Source organism: Pseudomonas sp. MWU16-30323 (assembly GCF_020515595.1).
GTDB lineage: Bacteria > Pseudomonadota > Gammaproteobacteria > Pseudomonadales > Pseudomonadaceae > Aquipseudomonas > Aquipseudomonas yamanorum.
On the sequence record NZ_JAIWYM010000017.1, the window covers coordinates 57,753 to 74,081 of the forward strand.

A 16,329-nucleotide genomic window follows, 5' to 3' on the forward strand; every position below is an offset into this window, starting at 1 on the left:
CGCCGTCTAAAAGCCCCAGTGCCGGGCGAACGATTGGCATGATAGGCAGCGGCGGTGGTGCTGTCTTTCAGGCAATTCTGAACAAATCTCAGCGGCGTTGGTACGCCGCCTGCAGGATCGCTGCTGAAATCTGCTCCAGGGGAAGCTCACGCTCCACGGCCCCCAGCTTGAACGCCTCCTTGGGCATGCCATACACCACGCAAGACTCTTCGTCCTGGCCAATGGTTCGCGCACCGCTGTCGTGCATCTCCTTCAGGCCACGGGCACCGTCATCCCCCATGCCCGTCATGATGATCCCCAAGGCATTACACCCGGCACTGCGGGCGGCGGAACGAAACAGCACATCGACGGAAGGCCGGTGACGGCTGACCGGCGGCCCGTCGACAATTTCCACCTGGTACTGGGCGCCACTGCGCTTGAGCAGCATGTGCCTGCCGCCGGGTGCTATCAAGGCGCGGCCCGGCATGACCCTGTCGCCATTTTTCGCCTCTCGCACCTCGATCTCACACAGTCGGTTGAGCCGCTCGGCAAAGGCTGCGGTGAAGTGCTCCGGCATGTGCTGCACGATCACAATCCCTGGGCAAACCCTGGGTAGCGCAGTCAGTACCAGTTCCAGGGCCTGGGTCCCCCCCGTTGAGGTACCAATGGCGACGATGTTTTCAGTGGTACGCGCCATGGCCTGGGTGCCTGGAGGCAGAATCACGTCGGCATTCAACCTGACTGGTACCCGTTCAGGCGCAGGCACCATGCGTTTCATATTGGCTTTGGCAGCCGCTTTGACCGCACCGGCCAATTCGTCGGAGCTGTCGGTCAGAAACTGGCGCAAGTTGAGTTGCGGCTTGGTGACAATGCTCACCGCGCCGGCGGCCAGCGCCTGCATGGTGGTGGCCGCACCTTTCTCGGTCAACGTCGAACAGATCACCACCGGCGTGGGTCGCTCGGCCATCAGTTTTTTCAGGAAAGTAATGCCATCCATCCGCGGCATTTCCACGTCCAGCACGATCACGTCCGGCCACTGCTTGTTCATCTTGTCCATGGCAAACACCGGGTCTGCGGCCGCGCCAATGACTTCGATCGCCGGGTCCTGGCCAAGCGTCGCGGTCAGTACCTGGCGCACCACGGCGGAATCATCAATGATCAGCACTTTGATACGGCTCATATCGCGCGCGCTCCTCGAGAGCATCCAGAGGCCCGATCCAGGGCCAGGTATTTAAGCTCAATGTCTCCAGTGGCCAGGTCGAACACCACCGTTCGATATCCCACGCCCTCCACATGAAAGTTGTGGCAATGCAGATGATGGGCATCGAGCAACTGCCTGGCCTGCTCGACGTTACGCTGCCCGACATAGTGGTTATCGGCACGCGCCAGGCCAGGAAACATATTCCCGCCACCAAACACGCTAATGCGGAATTCCCCGGGCCGGGCCTTGAGGGCCTTGATCCGTAGCAACATGAGTTCAAATGCCTCGTTGCCATAACGGCCGTCCAGTTCGCGCCGGTCCTTCAGCGGGCGCTGGGGCAACAGGTAATGACACATGCCCCCCAACAACCGTCGCGGGTGCCAGAACACCAGTGCGACACAGGATCCGAGCACTGTGCGCAATCGGCCGGACCCGGCCCCGAAGAACAATTCGCCGGGGTTGAGGAAGCGCTCACGGAACAGCTGTTCTTCAGGCATGGGGCCTCCGGTAGATCGAAGGCTTGATCAGCCGCAACTCATCGGTAATGCCATTGAGACTCTCCGAATGGCTGACGATGAAGTAACCCCCAGGCTTGAGGTGACTCAACAGGCGTTTGACCACTTGCACCTTGGTGTCGTTGTCAAAATAGATCATCACGTTGCGCAGGAAGATCACATCAAACAGGCCCAGTTTCGGTAGTGGGTTGTTCAGATTGATCGACTGGAAGTCAATCCGCGAGGCCAGTGCCGGCTCGACCATGAAGCAACCATGGTTTGAACCCACGCCCTTGAGGCAGTACTTCTTGAGCAGCGCCTCGGGAATCCCGCGAATCCCGTCCAGTGGGTAACGCCCCTGCCGGGCTTTGTCCAGCACCCGGCTGCTGATGTCCGAGGCGACAATTTCCCAGGGCCGGCCCACCAGGCTGTCGGCCAGGACCATGGCCAGGGTGTAGGGTTCTTCGCCGGTGGAACAGGCCCCACTCCAGACACGCAACGGTCCGCTGCCACGCAGTTCGGGAAGCGCCACATCCCGCAGAAAGTCGAAATGCTTGGGTTCACGAAAAAAGTAGGTTTCGTTGGTGGTCAGCAAATCAACCGCCACCTGCAACTCGGCGCGGTCTTTCATCAGCACCTTGTAGTAAGCGCCATAGGTGTTGAGCTTGAATATTTGCAAGCGTTTGGACAGGCGCCCACTCACCAACTGCTTCTTGGCATCGGACATGCTGATGCCGGCGATCTCATGAATCAGGCTGCGAAACTGCAGAAACTCAGCGTCGGAAAGAATTACGTTCATAGGGTGCATCCACCGTCGTCTTCAATCCGTTAATAAGCCACTGGGGGCGAGTGAAGCCAGGGCATCGATCTGCTCAAAGGAGAGCACTTGACCAATGTCCAGCAGCAACACGAACCCGCTGTCCAGCTTGCCAATGCCCAACAAGAAGTCGGCCCGCACATCGGTGCCGAAATTCAGCGACGGCTCGATGTCCTGATCGGCAATTTCCAGCACCTCGCTGACCGCATCGACGATGATTCCCACGGGCTTGCGCTGCGCGTTCGCCTGCACTTCCAGAATCACAAAGCACGTCCTTGACGTTTGGACCGTGCGCTCACCGCGAAAGCGCACGCCGAGGTCCAGCACGGGAACCGCCGCACCTCGCAGGTTGATGACCCCGCGAATACTGGCAGGCAGCAACGGCACGCTGGTAATTGGCCCGTACTCGATGATTTCCCGCACATTGAGTGTCCCCACAGCGAACATTTCATCTCCCAGTTCAAAGGTGAGGTATTGGCTCGGGTTCGGGACGGTGGTACTGACGGATGGGCCCATGATTCACCTCGGATGGTTGGCTTGTTGGTCACGTGTCGAGGGTCGGCAATCAGCAGGAGTCACTGCGCGGCGGCTCACATCTGACCTGCCAGTTCATCGACACACAGCACCTGCTCTATTTGCAGCAGCGTGACGAATTCGCCACGCACCTTGGTCATGCCCTTTATGAAATCGGTCCGGATACGATTACCGAAGGCCGGCGCGGGCTTGATATCGACATCCTGGATCTCGATCACCTCGCTGACCGAGTCCACCACCACTCCCAGTACCTGTGCCTCGCCCTCGCTGGCCGCATCCAGAATCACAATGCAGGTGCGGCTGCCCAGAACAGTGGTGCCTTTGCCAAAGCGGGCCCGCAAGTCCACCACCGGGACGACCGAGCCACGCAGGTTGATCACCCCCCGCATAAACACGGGCATCATCGGCACCGCCGTCACCTGGTTGTATTCGATGATTTCGCGAACACTCAGGGTGTTGACCGCAAACATTTCGTGAGCGGCTAGGAAGGTCAGGTACTGCAAGGGCTCATCAACCGGTAACGCCGGCTCGAATGCACTTGGCTGAACGGCGGAGGCGGACATGGCTCAACTCCCGAAGCGGACAAAGCCGCCCTCCACCAGATTGGCCTCGTGCTCAGGCATCTGCGTCGCACGCGCCTGTACCGGCGATGACAATGCCCGCCCCTGGCGCTTGCTCTGCACGGTGAAGAAGCCCATCAGCTCTTGCAGTTGCTCGGCCTGGCCACTCATTTCTTCGGCCGTGGCCGCCAGCTCTTCGGAAGCGGAGGCATTCTGCTGGGTCAGCTGACTCATCTGCGACATCGCACTATTGATTTGCTCCGACCCGATGGACTGCTCCTCGGACGCCGCGGTAATTTCCTGCACCAGATCGGAGGTCTTGGCAATCGAGGGCACGATCTCATCCAGCAGGTTCCCGGCCCGCTCAGCCAGGGCCACGCTGCTCTTGGCCACTTCACTGATTTCCTGGGCGGCAATCTGGCTGCGCTCGGCCAGTTTGCGGACTTCGGCGGCCACCACCGCGAAGCCTTTGCCATGCTCGCCGGCGCGGGCCGCTTCAATGGCAGCGTTGAGTGCCAGCAGGTTGGTCTGATAGGCGATGGAATCGACAATGCCGATTTTTTCCGCGATGGTCTTCATCGCCGCCACGGTGTCCTTGACCGCCCGCCCACCTTCAGTCGCCTCTTTGTTGGCCTTGCCGGCCATGCCATCGGTGACTTTGGCGTTCTCGGTGTTCTGGGCAATGGAAGCCGACATCTGCTCCATCGACGCGGATGTCTGCTCTACCGACGCCGCCTGCTCGGACGCCGACTGGCTCATGCTTTGTGCAGTCGCGGAGATCTCCTCGGAGGCACTGGACAGTGAATCGGCGGAGCTACGCACCTCGCCAATGATCTCCGAGAGTTTTTCCACGGTGCCGTTGACCGAGTTCTTGAGTTCCAGGAACTTGCCCTGGTAGTCGCCGGTGATGGATCGGGTCAGGTCGCCGCCAGCAATCGCCGACAAGATATCCATGGCTTCGGTAATCGGCACGATGATCGCGTCCAGGGAGCCATTGATCCCCAGGATAATCCTCCGGAAATCTCCCTGGTGACGGGCGCTGTCAGGCCGGGTGTCCAGCTTGCCGATCATGGCGCTGTCGCTGATCTGGCGTGTGTCTTCGACCAGGGCCAGGATATTGGCCCGCAGTTGCTCGATGTTTTCGTTGATAAAGGCTTTTTTGCCCGGGAAACGCTCCAGCGGCGCCGACAAATCGCCTTCCCCGAATGACCGGATGCAGGCCATCGCCTTTTTCTTCACGCTGATATGGCCGCTGACCATGTCATTGATGCCTTGGCCGATATCCCGGTACGAACCGGAGAAGCGCGCGACATCAATCATGACATCAATGTCACCTTGTTCGTGCTCGACGGACATGTGCTTCATTTCATTGATCAGGGCCAGAATATTGGTGCGCAGCAGCTCAATGTTCTCGTTGATAAAGGCTTTTTTACCCGGGAACCGCTCCAGCGGCGCCACCAAATCCCCCTCACCAAAAGAGCGGATACAGGCCATGGCTTTTTTCTTCACTGCGATATGGCCATTGACCATGTTATTGATGCCTTCGGCCATGGACCGGTAGCTGCCATTGAACTGGCCGGCATCAATCTGTGCGTCAATTTCGCCCTTGTCGTGCTCACTGGACATGCGGTTCATTTCCACAACCAGTTCATGCAAGGTGGTGCCCAGTTGTTGCATGGAGGCCATCAGGCTGGTGGTATCACCGGCTCTGAGTGTGGCTTTTGCATCCAGCTCGCCGGCGGACAAGCGTGCTGCAAATACACGCACATCGGCCGGTTCCCCCCCCAGCTGGCGCATCAGGTTACGCCCCAGGAATGCCCCGATCAGCGCGGTGGCCAACACCGTCAAGCCGCTGACCAGCAGTAAAAGATAGCGGGCGTTGGATTCGGTGCTGGTGGCCAGTATCTCGGCTTTGCGGCCCAGCTCAAGGTTGTACTGGCGCATGTCGGCAATGGCCGCCAGGACTGCATTCTGCAACGGTTGGCTGGACTCGATCGCCTCCCTGGCGGAAGCCAGGTCACCGCTGTCGCTCAATTTGTCGAAACGGGCTTGAAGGGTTGCGAACTCTGCCAGCCGGGCGCGCAGTTGAGTCAACAATGCCGCATCATGCTGGTCTGAGATCAGCTCGCTCTGATAGTGATCCAGCGCCTTGCCGATCGTGCTGAAGTTGGCGGCCACCCCATCGGCGTAACTGGGCACCGTGTTTTTCTCGATACCGCCCAGGCGCTGCCATTGCAAGGCATGAAGCGCCGTGAAGGCTTCTGCGGCGTGATCGATTTCCAGCAGGCTGGGCACCGTGTTGAGGTTGGCGTAGCTGGCGGTCGAGTTGATCTGGCCGGCCAGGTAGAGGCTGGTGGTACACAACACGACAACCCCGACGATCGCCGCGCAAACCAGCAATACAATATTTTTGATTACGGTCATGGCAAGTAACTCCTGATGACGCTTCATTGAGTCAGTAAAGAACTTTGAGTCGAACGGTTGGCCGATTCCCTGGCGACGTGTCCCAACAAATTGGGAATATCCAGAATCAGCGCAACAGCACCGCTGCCCAGGATCGTGAAGCCTCCCAATCCATGGGCATCACCAAACACCTTGCCCAATGGCTTGATCACGGTTTGAAACTCACCCAGCAAGCGATCAACCACCAGCCCGGCGCGCAAGCCGGCGTATTGCACGACAACCACGTTTTCGCGGCTGCCCCGCGGCTCATCCACCTCAAACATCTCGCGTAGCCGCAGGATGGGCAGCACATCTCCCCGCAAGTCCAGGTAGCCGGTATCCGCACCTGGCTGTGTCACCAGTTCGATGCACTCCTCCACCATGTTCAGCGGAACCACATAGGAGGCTTTGCCGACGCCAATCAGAAAGCCGTCGATGATGGCCAGGGTCAGCGGCAGGCGAATCCGTACGGTGGTGCCCAGGCCTTCTTCACTTTCCAGGCTCACGCTGCCCCGCAGCGCCGTGATATTGCGTTTCACCACGTCCATGCCCACACCGCGGCCGGACAGGTTGCTGACCTGGTCGGCAGTGGAAAAACCCGGTTCGAAAATCAAATTCAGAATGTCTTTGTCCGCCAGTACCTGGCCGTCCCCCACCAACCCTCGGTCACGGGCCTTGGCGAGAATCTTGTCCTTGCGCAGGCCGCCGCCATCGTCGGATACCTCGATGACGATGCTGCCCGACTCGTGATAGGCATTCAGGCTCACCGTGCCCTGGGCCGGCTTGCCCCGCTGGAGGCGCAGGGAGGCCGCTTCGATGCCATGGTCCATGGCATTTCGCACCAGGTGGGTCAGCGGGTCGCCAATACGCTCGACCACGGTTTTATCCAGCTCGGTCTCGCCACCGCCGATGTGCAGCACGATGTCCTTGCCCAGTTCCTTGGAGACATCGCGCACCACCCGCTGAAAGCGCGTGAACGTCGCGCCAATCTGCACCATGCGCAGGGTCAGTGCAGAATCACGGACTTCCTCCACCAGCCGCGACAACAGGCTGGTGGCCTCGATCATTTCGCCAATCCCGCTGCGCACTGCCACCAGGTTGGCACCGGCACCGGCAATGATCAGCTCGCCCACCAGATTAATCAGTTGATCCAGCTTGCCGGCATCGACCCGAATCAGGTTACCTTCGTTAGTGGCCTGGCTCTTTACCGCCTTCTGCGAGGGGGCCATCGTTTCCGGCAATACGTCGACCAAAAGCGCTGGCTCGCCTTCCTGCGCAACCCGCAAGGCCTGGGATTCGCTCAAGGTGCCACAACGGACAAACAGCTCCAGCAGGTCCGCATTTTCTTCCGGCAGCGCATCGAGGTGCGCCCGGCACGCCTGGGGGGTGGCGTGGGGCTCCAGGATCAGCACCTGGGCCTCTTCACGCACAAAATCAAAAGCGCCGTCGATGATCTCCCGGGAGGCATCGCTGACCAACGCGAGCTCAAACCCCAGGTAATTGGTTTCCGGGTCCATTGCCGCCAAGGGTGGCAGTGAGTCAAACAGGGTGATGGTGTGGTGCAAATGCCCCAGGGTGCCCAGGTAGCGCAGAAACGCCAACGGGTCCATGCCACTGCGTAACACATCAGGCCCGAAGCGCAACGACAGGTGCCAATGCCCGGGGGCAAGAGGCGGGCTGTCAGCGGGCGTGTCCTGGGGAATGTGCGGCGCACTGGAGAGCGGCGTATCCAGGTACAGGGCGAGGCGCCCTACCAGCCCGTCGCCCTGCACCTGAAGGGGCTCATCCAGTCGATCCAGGTTGCCGTCTTCGGCCAACAGATCGATCAGTTGGCTGATATGGTCACGCGCTTCAAGAAACAAGGCACTCAAGGCTTCGTCGACACGCACTTCCAGGCTGCGCACCCGATCCAGGACGCTCTCGGCGACATGGGTAAATTCAACAATCGGCATCAGGCCAAACAGGCCGGCTGAGCCCTTGATGGTGTGGGCGACGCGAAACAACGCATTGATGGTATCGAGGTCGTGGGGCGACTTCTCTATTTGCAGCAGCGCATCCTCCATCTGCAACAAAAGCTCGCGACTTTCAGCAATGAAGGTCTGAAGCACGTCATCCATGTTCATAGACTGGGCCATACGATCATGCTCCCGCCGATGGGGCAAAAGATGGATTAGCGAAGTAGTCTTCAAGGCCGCTGAGTCGCAATGCCTCAATCACCGTCGGACTGGGGTTGCTCAATAACAGCTGCGCCCCCTCCCTGAACGACTCGCGTTTGATAAGGATCAATAATTGCAAGCCGGCGCTGTCCAGTTCATCGACATTGGATAAGTCCAACTCAACTTCATGGGCCAGGGGAAACAGTGACAACAACACGTCTTTTTGTTCCGTGGCCGTGTAGATGGTCAGCGGGCCTTCCATGACCTGGATTCGACGTAACATCGGGGGTGTACTTCTCATGGAAAACCTCCTGGCCAGCCAACGCTGGCCAACACTAAGGCAGGATTAACTTGGAGACGGCGTTCAACATCTGCGCCGGCTGAAAAGGCTTGACCATCCATGCCTTGGCGCCGTTGGCCTGGCCTTTCTGCTTCATGGCGTCACTGGCTTCGGTGGTGAGCATGATGACCGGCGTGAACTTGTAGGCCGGCAGCAGCTTGGCCGCCTTGACGAAGGTGAAGCCGTCCATGTTGGGCATGTTCACGTCACTGACAATCAGATGGATTTTGCGTCCATCCAGCTTGCTCAAGGCGTCTTTGCCATCACAGCCTTCAATCACGTCGTAGCCCGCACCTTTGAGGGTGATGCTCACCACCTGCCGTATGGAAGCGGAGTCGTCGACAATCAGAATGGTTTTGCTCATTGGAAAAGCGCCTCTAGAAAAAGGTGATGTCGTTGGTGTCAGCCTTGGAAAGCGGCTTGCCACCATGGATAGCGTGCTGTTCCGGCATGGTGTAGGCGGTTGACAGCTCCTGCAGCCAGCGGTCGCTGGCCAGCGGGGTGATCACACCCCCCTCATGGTGCTCACCCAACTGTTGTTGCAAGCGGCTTTGGTCGTGGGTGATCAGGGTCAACATCTGGCTGACCCGGTCCTGGAACTGCAGGGCAACCAGCACTTGGGCAATCTCGTCAGCCACACTCGCGCTCTGCTGTTGCAGGTCGCGGCTGTTGCGCACGACGGTCTGGGCGTTTGCGCCAAAGCTCTGAATGACCTGGGACACCACCCGCTCCGAGTCCGCCAGGGTCAAGGTGTCTTGTTCGGCGTGATGCCGCGACATCTGCACGGTCCGGGCAATGGCGGCATTCACGGTGATGACCGTTTCGCTGATTTTGCGGCCGGTCTCACCGGACATGCTGGAGAGCTTGCGCACCTCATCGGCCACCACTGCGAACCCTCGACCGGCCTCACCGGCACGGGCAGCTTCAATGGCGGCATTGAGGGCAAGCAGGTTGGTCTGGCTGGCGATGTCACCGACGAACTTGGCCATTTGCTGGAGCTGCTCGGTAAACCCCGAGAGCAGCATGACCTCCTTTAACTCGTTCTCTTTGTTGCAGAGGGCCGCACGCAGGGCCAGGACAATGGCGTTGAGATCGCGCTGGCCGACTTCGAGCAGGTCGACCAGTTGCTGGGAAGCATCCTGGCCACCACTGCTGGAAACACTGTGGCTGATGTTGGAGGACAGAGTGGCAAAGCGCTCGCTGAGTTTGAGGATGGACGTTTCACTGATCTGGCGGGCTGCGTCTATCTGCCTGGACCACACCGGCAACACGTTGAGACACACCTCGGCCAGCCCCGTGTCGACGGCCACGGCCGGCACTGCGGCCGCCTCCTGGTGCTGGATGCTGCGCCAGTGTGCCTGGAGGCGGCTGTTTGCCCACCCCCCCAGGCTGATACACACCAGCAACAGCACACCGCCCGCCCCCACTGCCCGGCCGTCAAAACCATTGCTGTACATGATCGAAAAGCTGCCGAGCAGGCCAGAGAACACTGCAGGAAGCAGTGTCAACACAACTGAAGGGGGTGGGGTCTGTTCGTTCACGGTCTCTCTCCCGGTCAGGGCAGCCCGTCACCGGTTAACCGGCGGTTCGACTGCTTGAGGGAGATACTGGCGCAATAATGGCACCCCAACCATCGGAGCATCCCTATTCTGGGGTAGGGATACCGGGAGGCGGGGTAGGAAAATCCCTACCTCTGGGCTGAGATCAGGAAATACCCAAGGTCATGGCGAAACGCACAATGTCCGCCGTGGAAACAAAGCCCATCTTTTCCATCAACCGCGTCTTGTGGGTGCTCACGGTCTTGTTGCTGATAACCAACTGCTCGGCGATCTGGTTAACGCTCATGCCGTGGGCAAGCAAGCGCAGGATCTGGAACTCGCGATCAGACAAACTCTCGACATAGGTCTGTTGCTTCAACCCACTGCTTTGCAGGGCGATCTGTTCCGCCAGGCCGGCGTCCAGGTAACGCTGGCCGCCGATCACTCGGCGGATGGCGGCCAACAGCGTCTCGGGGTCACTGTCCTTGGTCAGGTAACCCAGTGCGCCAGCGCGCAGTGCCCGTTGCGCGATGTGGATTTCGTTGTGCATGCTCAACACCAGGATGGGCAGCTTCGGGTACTGTGCGTGCAACCTGGCAATCAGGATTTCACCGCTGATGCCCGGCATGTTCATGTCCAGCAACAGCAGGTCAATCTCCACCTGGCGCAGCAACTCGATCACTTGCGCGCCACTCTCGGCCTCGGCCACTACCTGCAGGTCCGCGACCAGCGTGAACAGCTGCTTGAGCCCTTCGCGCATGATGGTGTGGTCATCGGCGATCAACATGCGAATCATGAAGCTGTCTCCTGCATGGGAATGAACGCCTGGACGGTGGTGCCTTGTCCGGGGTGACTGAAAATAATGACCTTGCCGCCCAGCATCAGGCCGCGCTCACGCATCCCGGCCAGTCCGAGGGTTTGCCGGCCGACCGCGTCGGGCTCGAAGCCGACGCCGTTGTCCTGGACTTCCAGCAACCAATGCCCGTCCTGCGGCGCCAGGGTGACACTGACCTGCGTCGCTTGCGCGTAACGGGCAATGTTGGTCAGCGATTCCTGCACGATGCGGAACGCGGCGGTAATCTGGGCATCGGGCAGTGTCATGGGGCTCAAGGGCAAGTGCAGTAGACAGGGCGTGTGGGTCAAGTCGACAAACTCAGTGGTCAGCCATTCAAGGCCCGAGACCAGCCCCAGGTTCAGGGCCGAAGGCCGCAGGCTGGTAGAAACGTCACGCACCACTTGGATCGTCTTGTCGGTCAGGGCCATCAACCGCTCCACCTGAGGGGTGAGTTCGGGTGTGGTAGCGCCGAATTGAAACCTCAACAGCGAGATCCCCATGCGCAAGGCCGTCAGATGCTGGCCCAGTTCGTCATGAATCTCCCTGGCGATCAGTTTGCGCTCCTCTTCCCGCGCGGTTTCCCGGCGGGTCGACAGGTCGCGCAACTGCGCGTTGGAATTGGCCAGGCGCCGCTCGGCGGCACGCAACTTGGAAATGTCGCGCCCTACCGCCAGCACACTGACCACCCGCCTGCCATCGACCTCGGGCACAAAGTGGATCAGCAGCACCTTGGGCGCGCCTTTCAAACCCGCCAACATAAATTCCTGCTCTGCCGCCTTGTTATCGTTGACCACCTGGGCCACCAACTCGCAAAACAGCTGGGCCTGGGCATTGAGGGGGGCCATGGCGCCTATGGATTTTCCCGGCAGGTCCGGCCAGGCGCTACCCACCCACTTTTTCAATTGGGCATTGACGTAAAGCACTTCGCCTTGGGCGCTCACACGAACAATGGCATCCGGGCTGTTTTCCACCAGGGCACTGATATCGTGCTGCCGTTCAAGTTCTTTCTGGCGGGCCTTTGAGGAAAGCGTAATGTCGCGGCTGATCACCAGAATGCGCTGGCCCATGCCCTCCGGGTCGGCGACCGGTATCAGGGTGAAGTGCAAATTACGGACTTCGTCCCGCAGCACCACCGTGTCCTCGGACTCCATCGCTCGCCCGGCGGCCAGGCATCGCTGGCACAAGTCCTGGACTTTACCGGCGCTCAACCGGTCGAACACACGCTCAAGGGTCTGGCCAATGACATCGCCGTGGGGTTTGCCCAGGGCGCGCAGCAAGGCGGGATTGACCTCGACACAGCGCAGGCGGTCAACCTCGGTTACTTCGAGCAGGCAGAGCATGTCCAGGGTATGGTCAAAAATATCCCGGTAACGTCGTTCGCGGTGCTTGAGCAGTGATTCGGAGCGCCAGCGTTCGATGGCAATCGCGGCAATGTGACAGGTCTGGCGCACGCGCTGGATGTCACTGTCGTCTGGAAGCACGCCTTGTGGGTTGGTCACCACAAAAGCCCCCAGGACTCGGCCCTGCGTATCCATGATCGGCTCGGACCAGGAGGCGTATTGCCCCGGGGTCGGGGGCCATTCATCCCGCAGGCCGGCGCCTGTGCAGGGCGTCAGTGTCAGGGTTTGAGGATCCAGCAACATCACGCTGCAGGCACGATTGGGCAAGGCCAGCTTCAGATACCCAACCAGCAGGCCAAGGGTTTCATCCAGCGGTGCGTCGCTGGCCATTTTTTCGAAGATATGCAGCCGGGCCTCTTCGAGGTCCTGGTGCTTACGCAACTGAGTAATGTCGTGGGCAAGGGCCAGCACCCCAACCACTTCACCGGCATTATTGCGCTCCGCCGTGAGGCTGACCACGCACGTTACCCACTCGCCATTCTGCTCGACCGCCCAACTGTTGAGAAATTGAGCCGGATTACCAGTGGCCAGCACCTGGCGCAGTTGGCGCAGGTAATCGGCGGACTCCTCATTGGGAGCAACACCGATGGCATCGTGAAAAGACGAGCCGGTGAGCAGCAAGAACGTCGGATTGACATAAGTGCGCAAGAGATTGCGGTCATAGCGAACAATGATGTTGGGGGAGCTTTCCGCCAGGGAGAGGAATTTCAGCTCGCTCCCCATCAGGGTTTCACGCAGTTGCCAGTTCTCGGTGATGTCCTCCAGTTGGGACACGAAGCATGAAGGCTGACCCTCTTCGTCGCGCACCAGCCCCACAGTCAGTCGCACCCAGACCACTTGTCCGTCGCGGTGAAGGTAGCGCTTATGCATCGTCGCACTGGGCCTCGCACCGCGCTTCAATTCCTCGACCAGGCTTATCCCCACCTCCCGATCATCAGGGTGAGTCAAGGCCATGAAGGTGGTGGCTTGCAGCTGCGCCTCGCTGTAGCCCAGCAAACGGCAAGTGACGCCATTTGCCCGCAGCCAGCGACCGTCCAACGCCACCAGCGCCAGGCCGGTGCCGGAGGAATCGAAAATAGACTTGAGCTGTATATGGGTGACTTGCTCTGCTGCCGAGACGGTGGCTGCCGGTTCCAGACAGCCCACCATGCCCCCCAGCGCGGTCCATGCTTTGTCGCGCGTCATTGCCACTCTCCCTGCGGCATGTTAAAGGCCTGTGCGCTCACACCACCACTCAGGTTGAGCAGCAACGTCGCATCCACCCATACCTTCGCGATCGTTCACACCAGGGTGACAGACCACACCCCATAGTAGACCTAACCCATGCATTCACTGCATGCCGACGGCAACTATCGGTGGTTTTTTTGAGATATCTGACCCTCATCAGGATCCCGGCTGTTCACCCGAATACATTGCAATAAACAACCTTGTCGAATGGATGGGCCTGCACTGAACGGCAAGCCCATGGGCACAGCGTGGTCGAATCAGCCCTTGCCTGCCTGAGCCGCCAGGCCCTCGAGCTTGCTGGAAATCTCATCCTTGATCGCCAAGCGCTTTTCCTTCAGTTTTTTCAACTCATCGTCACTGGCCCCCGAGGTGGACGACTCAGCCTGCACCACCGCCTTGTCGGCAATGTCGTATTGGTTGAGCAGCGAATCCAATCGGTTATCGCTCGCCCTGCGTTCATGAATAGCTTCCTTGCTCAAACCCAGGTCCTGATACAGGTCGTGTTTCACTGGCATGGAGTACCTCCGCACATTGATCGATGGTTGACCCCTTGAACCTAGCCCATCCAGCAGCCTCTTGTCATGTCTGAGATCAACCTGTCGCGTTTGCGTCCCCGTTCGTCGCAGGGCAGACGATTTCATAAAACCTTTGGCGCAGGCTGCCCTCCACTGTAGATCGTCACCCGATGGAGAACAGGTTCCATGAATCACGCTGCCAACGCTGTCGACACCCAGTGCATCAACACTATTCGTACCCTCGCCATGGACGCTGTGCAGAAGGCCAACTCCGGCCACCCCGGCACGCCCATGGGCCTGGCGCCCGTCGGTTACACCTTGTGGAGCCGCTTCCTGCGTTATCACCCCGAGCACCCCGACTGGCCCAACCGTGACCGTTTCGTATTGTCGGTGGGCCATGCCTCGATGCTGTTGTATTCGCTGTTGCACCTGGCGGGCGTGGTGGAGATTGACGCCCACGGCAAGCGCTCCGGCCAGCCGGCCATCAGCCTGGACGACATCAAGCAGTTCCGGCAGATGAGCTCCAAAACTCCCGGCCACCCCGAATACCGCATGACCACCGGCGTAGAAACCACCACCGGCCCACTCGGCCAGGGGTGCGCCAACAGCGTCGGCATGGCGATGGCCGAGCGTTGGCTGGCCAAGCGTTTCAACCGGGACGGCCAGGTGCTGTTCGACTACAACGTCTACACCCTGTGCGGCGACGGCGACATGATGGAGGGCATCAGCAGCGAAGCGGCGTCCATTGCCGGGCACTTGAAGCTGGATAACCTGTGCTGGATCTACGACAACAACACCATCAGCATCGAAGGCCACACTGAGCTGGCCTTCAGCGAAGACGTGATCAAGCGTTTCCAGGCCTATGGCTGGCACACCTTGCACGTCACCGATGCAAACAACCTGCTGGCCCTGAGCGACGCCCTGAGCACGTTCCAGAAAAACACCGGGGCACCGACGCTGATCGTGGTCGACAGCGTGATCGGCTATGGCTCGCCCCACAAGCACAACACCGCCTCAGCCCATGGCGAACCCTTGGGCGAAGAAGAAATCCGCCTGACCAAAGCCGCTTACGGCTGGCCCGAAGACTCAAGCTTCCTGGTACCGGAGGAAGCCCGCACGGTCCTGCGGGATGCGCTGCTCAAGCGCAGCAAGCCGCTGTATGAGCAATGGACCGAAACCCTGTCCCACCTCGAACAGTACGAGCCGGAACTGGCCGACGAGCTGCGCCGCATGCGTGCCGGCGAGATGCCCGAGCATTGGCAGGAGCAACTGCCGAGCTTTGCCGCGGATGCCAAGGGCGTCGCCAGCCGTGCCGCCGGTGGCGAAGTGTTGAATGGGTTTGCCAAGCAGATCCCATGGCTGCTGGGGGGCTCGGCAGACTTGTCGCCGTCCACCAAGACCAACCTGACGTTCGACGACGCCGGGCGCTTCAGTGCCGAGAACTACGGCGGGCGCAACCTGCACTTCGGTATTCGTGAACATGCCATGGGCGCGATTGCCAACGGCATGGCGCTGTCGTACCTGCGGCCGTACACCTCGACCTTCCTGGTGTTCAGCGACTACATGAAGCCGCCGATTCGCCTCGCGGCGATCATGGAGCTGCCGGTGGTGTTCGTGTTTACCCATGACTCGATTGGTGTCGGCGAAGACGGCCCCACCCACCAGCCCATCGAACACCTGACCCAACTGCGGGCCACGCCGGGCTTGCTGACCCTGCGCCCAGGCGACGCAAATGAAACCCTGGAGGCCTGGAAGATCGCTCTGGCCCAGACCCATCGCCCGACCTGCGTGGTGCTGTCGCGGCAGAATCTGCCGACCCTGGATCGCACGAAGTACGCGGCGGCGACGGGTACATCCCGTGGCGCTTATGTGCTGGCCGGCGCCGATAAGCCCCAGGTGATCCTGATGGCCACCGGCAGTGAAGTCAGCCTGGCGGTGGAGGCCTATGAGCAACTGAAGGCTGAAGGCGTGGCGGCGCAAGTGGTGTCGATGCCGAGTTGGGAACTGTTCGAAGAACAGGACCAGGCCTACCGCGACAGCGTGCTGCCGCCGACGGTGAAGGCACGCCTGGTGGTGGAACAGGCCGGCCCGTTGGGCTGGGACCGCTACGTAGGGCAGACCGGGGCCAAGGTGGTGATGAACAGCTTTGGCGCCTCGGCACCCTTGGCCAAGTTGCAGGCCAAGTTCGGCTTTACCCTGGAGAATGTGGTGAAGCTGGCGAAGGAGCAGATCAAGCTCAACAGCTGACCCGGCGCAAGCATGCCTGGCGTGGCCTACCGAGGGGAGCCTCG

The 16,329-nt window shown here is 60.2% G+C and carries 14 protein-coding genes; 1 reads left to right on the forward strand and 13 read right to left on the reverse strand.

The window, feature by feature from the left end:
- Positions 1-88: 88 nt before the first annotated feature.
- The 13 genes from LIY45_RS19435 to LIY45_RS19495 all read right to left on the reverse strand — a co-directional run bounded on the left by LIY45_RS19435 (position 89) and on the right by LIY45_RS19495 (position 14,038).
- The gene (locus LIY45_RS19435) at positions 89-1,159 is read right to left on the reverse strand and encodes a chemotaxis response regulator protein-glutamate methylesterase (RefSeq protein ID WP_017479026.1); all 1,071 of its coding nucleotides are present in this window, start codon (positions 1,157-1,159) and stop codon (positions 89-91) included.
- Entirely contained in the window at positions 1,156-1,677 is a 522-nt protein-coding gene (locus tag LIY45_RS19440) for a chemotaxis protein CheD (RefSeq protein WP_226477278.1), read from the reverse strand. The genes LIY45_RS19435 and LIY45_RS19440 overlap by 4 nt, the downstream gene beginning before the upstream one ends.
- A complete protein-coding gene (locus tag LIY45_RS19445; protein ID WP_226477279.1) occupies positions 1,670-2,473 on the reverse strand; it encodes a protein-glutamate O-methyltransferase CheR in 804 nt (267 codons plus the stop codon). The genes LIY45_RS19440 and LIY45_RS19445 overlap by 8 nt, the downstream gene beginning before the upstream one ends.
- Positions 2,474-2,494: 21 nt before the next feature.
- Positions 2,495-3,007, reverse strand: a complete 513-nt coding sequence (locus LIY45_RS19450; RefSeq protein ID WP_017479023.1) for a chemotaxis protein CheW — start codon at positions 3,005-3,007, stop codon at positions 2,495-2,497.
- Between the two features lie 74 nt (positions 3,008-3,081).
- Positions 3,082-3,588: a chemotaxis protein CheW gene (locus tag LIY45_RS19455; RefSeq protein WP_017479022.1), complete on the reverse strand. Its 507-nt coding sequence runs from the start codon at positions 3,586-3,588 to the stop codon at positions 3,082-3,084.
- Between the two features lie 3 nt (positions 3,589-3,591).
- Complete coding sequence (locus LIY45_RS19460) at positions 3,592-6,009, reverse strand: methyl-accepting chemotaxis protein (RefSeq protein WP_226477280.1); 2,418 nt, start codon at positions 6,007-6,009, stop codon at positions 3,592-3,594.
- Positions 6,010-6,032: 23 nt separating this feature from the next.
- A complete protein-coding gene (locus tag LIY45_RS19465) occupies positions 6,033-8,162 on the reverse strand; it encodes a chemotaxis protein CheA (RefSeq protein WP_017479020.1) in 2,130 nt (709 codons plus the stop codon).
- Positions 8,163-8,166: 4 nt separating this feature from the next.
- Entirely contained in the window at positions 8,167-8,484 is a 318-nt protein-coding gene (locus tag LIY45_RS19470; protein WP_026078177.1) for an STAS domain-containing protein, read from the reverse strand.
- 34 nt (positions 8,485-8,518) lie between these two features.
- Complete coding sequence (locus LIY45_RS19475; protein ID WP_017479018.1) at positions 8,519-8,887, reverse strand: response regulator; 369 nt, start codon at positions 8,885-8,887, stop codon at positions 8,519-8,521.
- Positions 8,888-8,900: 13 nt separating this feature from the next.
- Positions 8,901-10,064 (reverse strand): methyl-accepting chemotaxis protein, encoded by a 1,164-nt coding sequence (locus tag LIY45_RS19480; RefSeq protein ID WP_226477281.1) that lies wholly within the window; start codon positions 10,062-10,064, stop codon positions 8,901-8,903.
- Between the two features lie 163 nt (positions 10,065-10,227).
- Entirely contained in the window at positions 10,228-10,857 is a 630-nt protein-coding gene (locus tag LIY45_RS19485; protein ID WP_017479016.1) for a response regulator transcription factor, read from the reverse strand.
- Positions 10,854-13,481 (reverse strand): PAS domain S-box protein, encoded by a 2,628-nt coding sequence (locus tag LIY45_RS19490; RefSeq protein ID WP_226477282.1) that lies wholly within the window; start codon positions 13,479-13,481, stop codon positions 10,854-10,856. The genes LIY45_RS19485 and LIY45_RS19490 overlap by 4 nt, the downstream gene beginning before the upstream one ends.
- Positions 13,482-13,780: 299 nt before the next feature.
- On the reverse strand, positions 13,781-14,038 hold the full coding sequence (locus LIY45_RS19495) for a DUF465 domain-containing protein (protein ID WP_017479014.1): 258 nt from the start codon (positions 14,036-14,038) through the stop codon (positions 13,781-13,783).
- A 186-nt stretch (positions 14,039-14,224) separates the two neighbouring features.
- Between LIY45_RS19495 and tkt the strand changes: the two genes are divergently transcribed.
- Complete coding sequence (tkt, locus tag LIY45_RS19500) at positions 14,225-16,285, forward strand: transketolase (protein WP_226477283.1); 2,061 nt, start codon at positions 14,225-14,227, stop codon at positions 16,283-16,285.
- Positions 16,286-16,329: the final 44 nt, after the last annotated feature.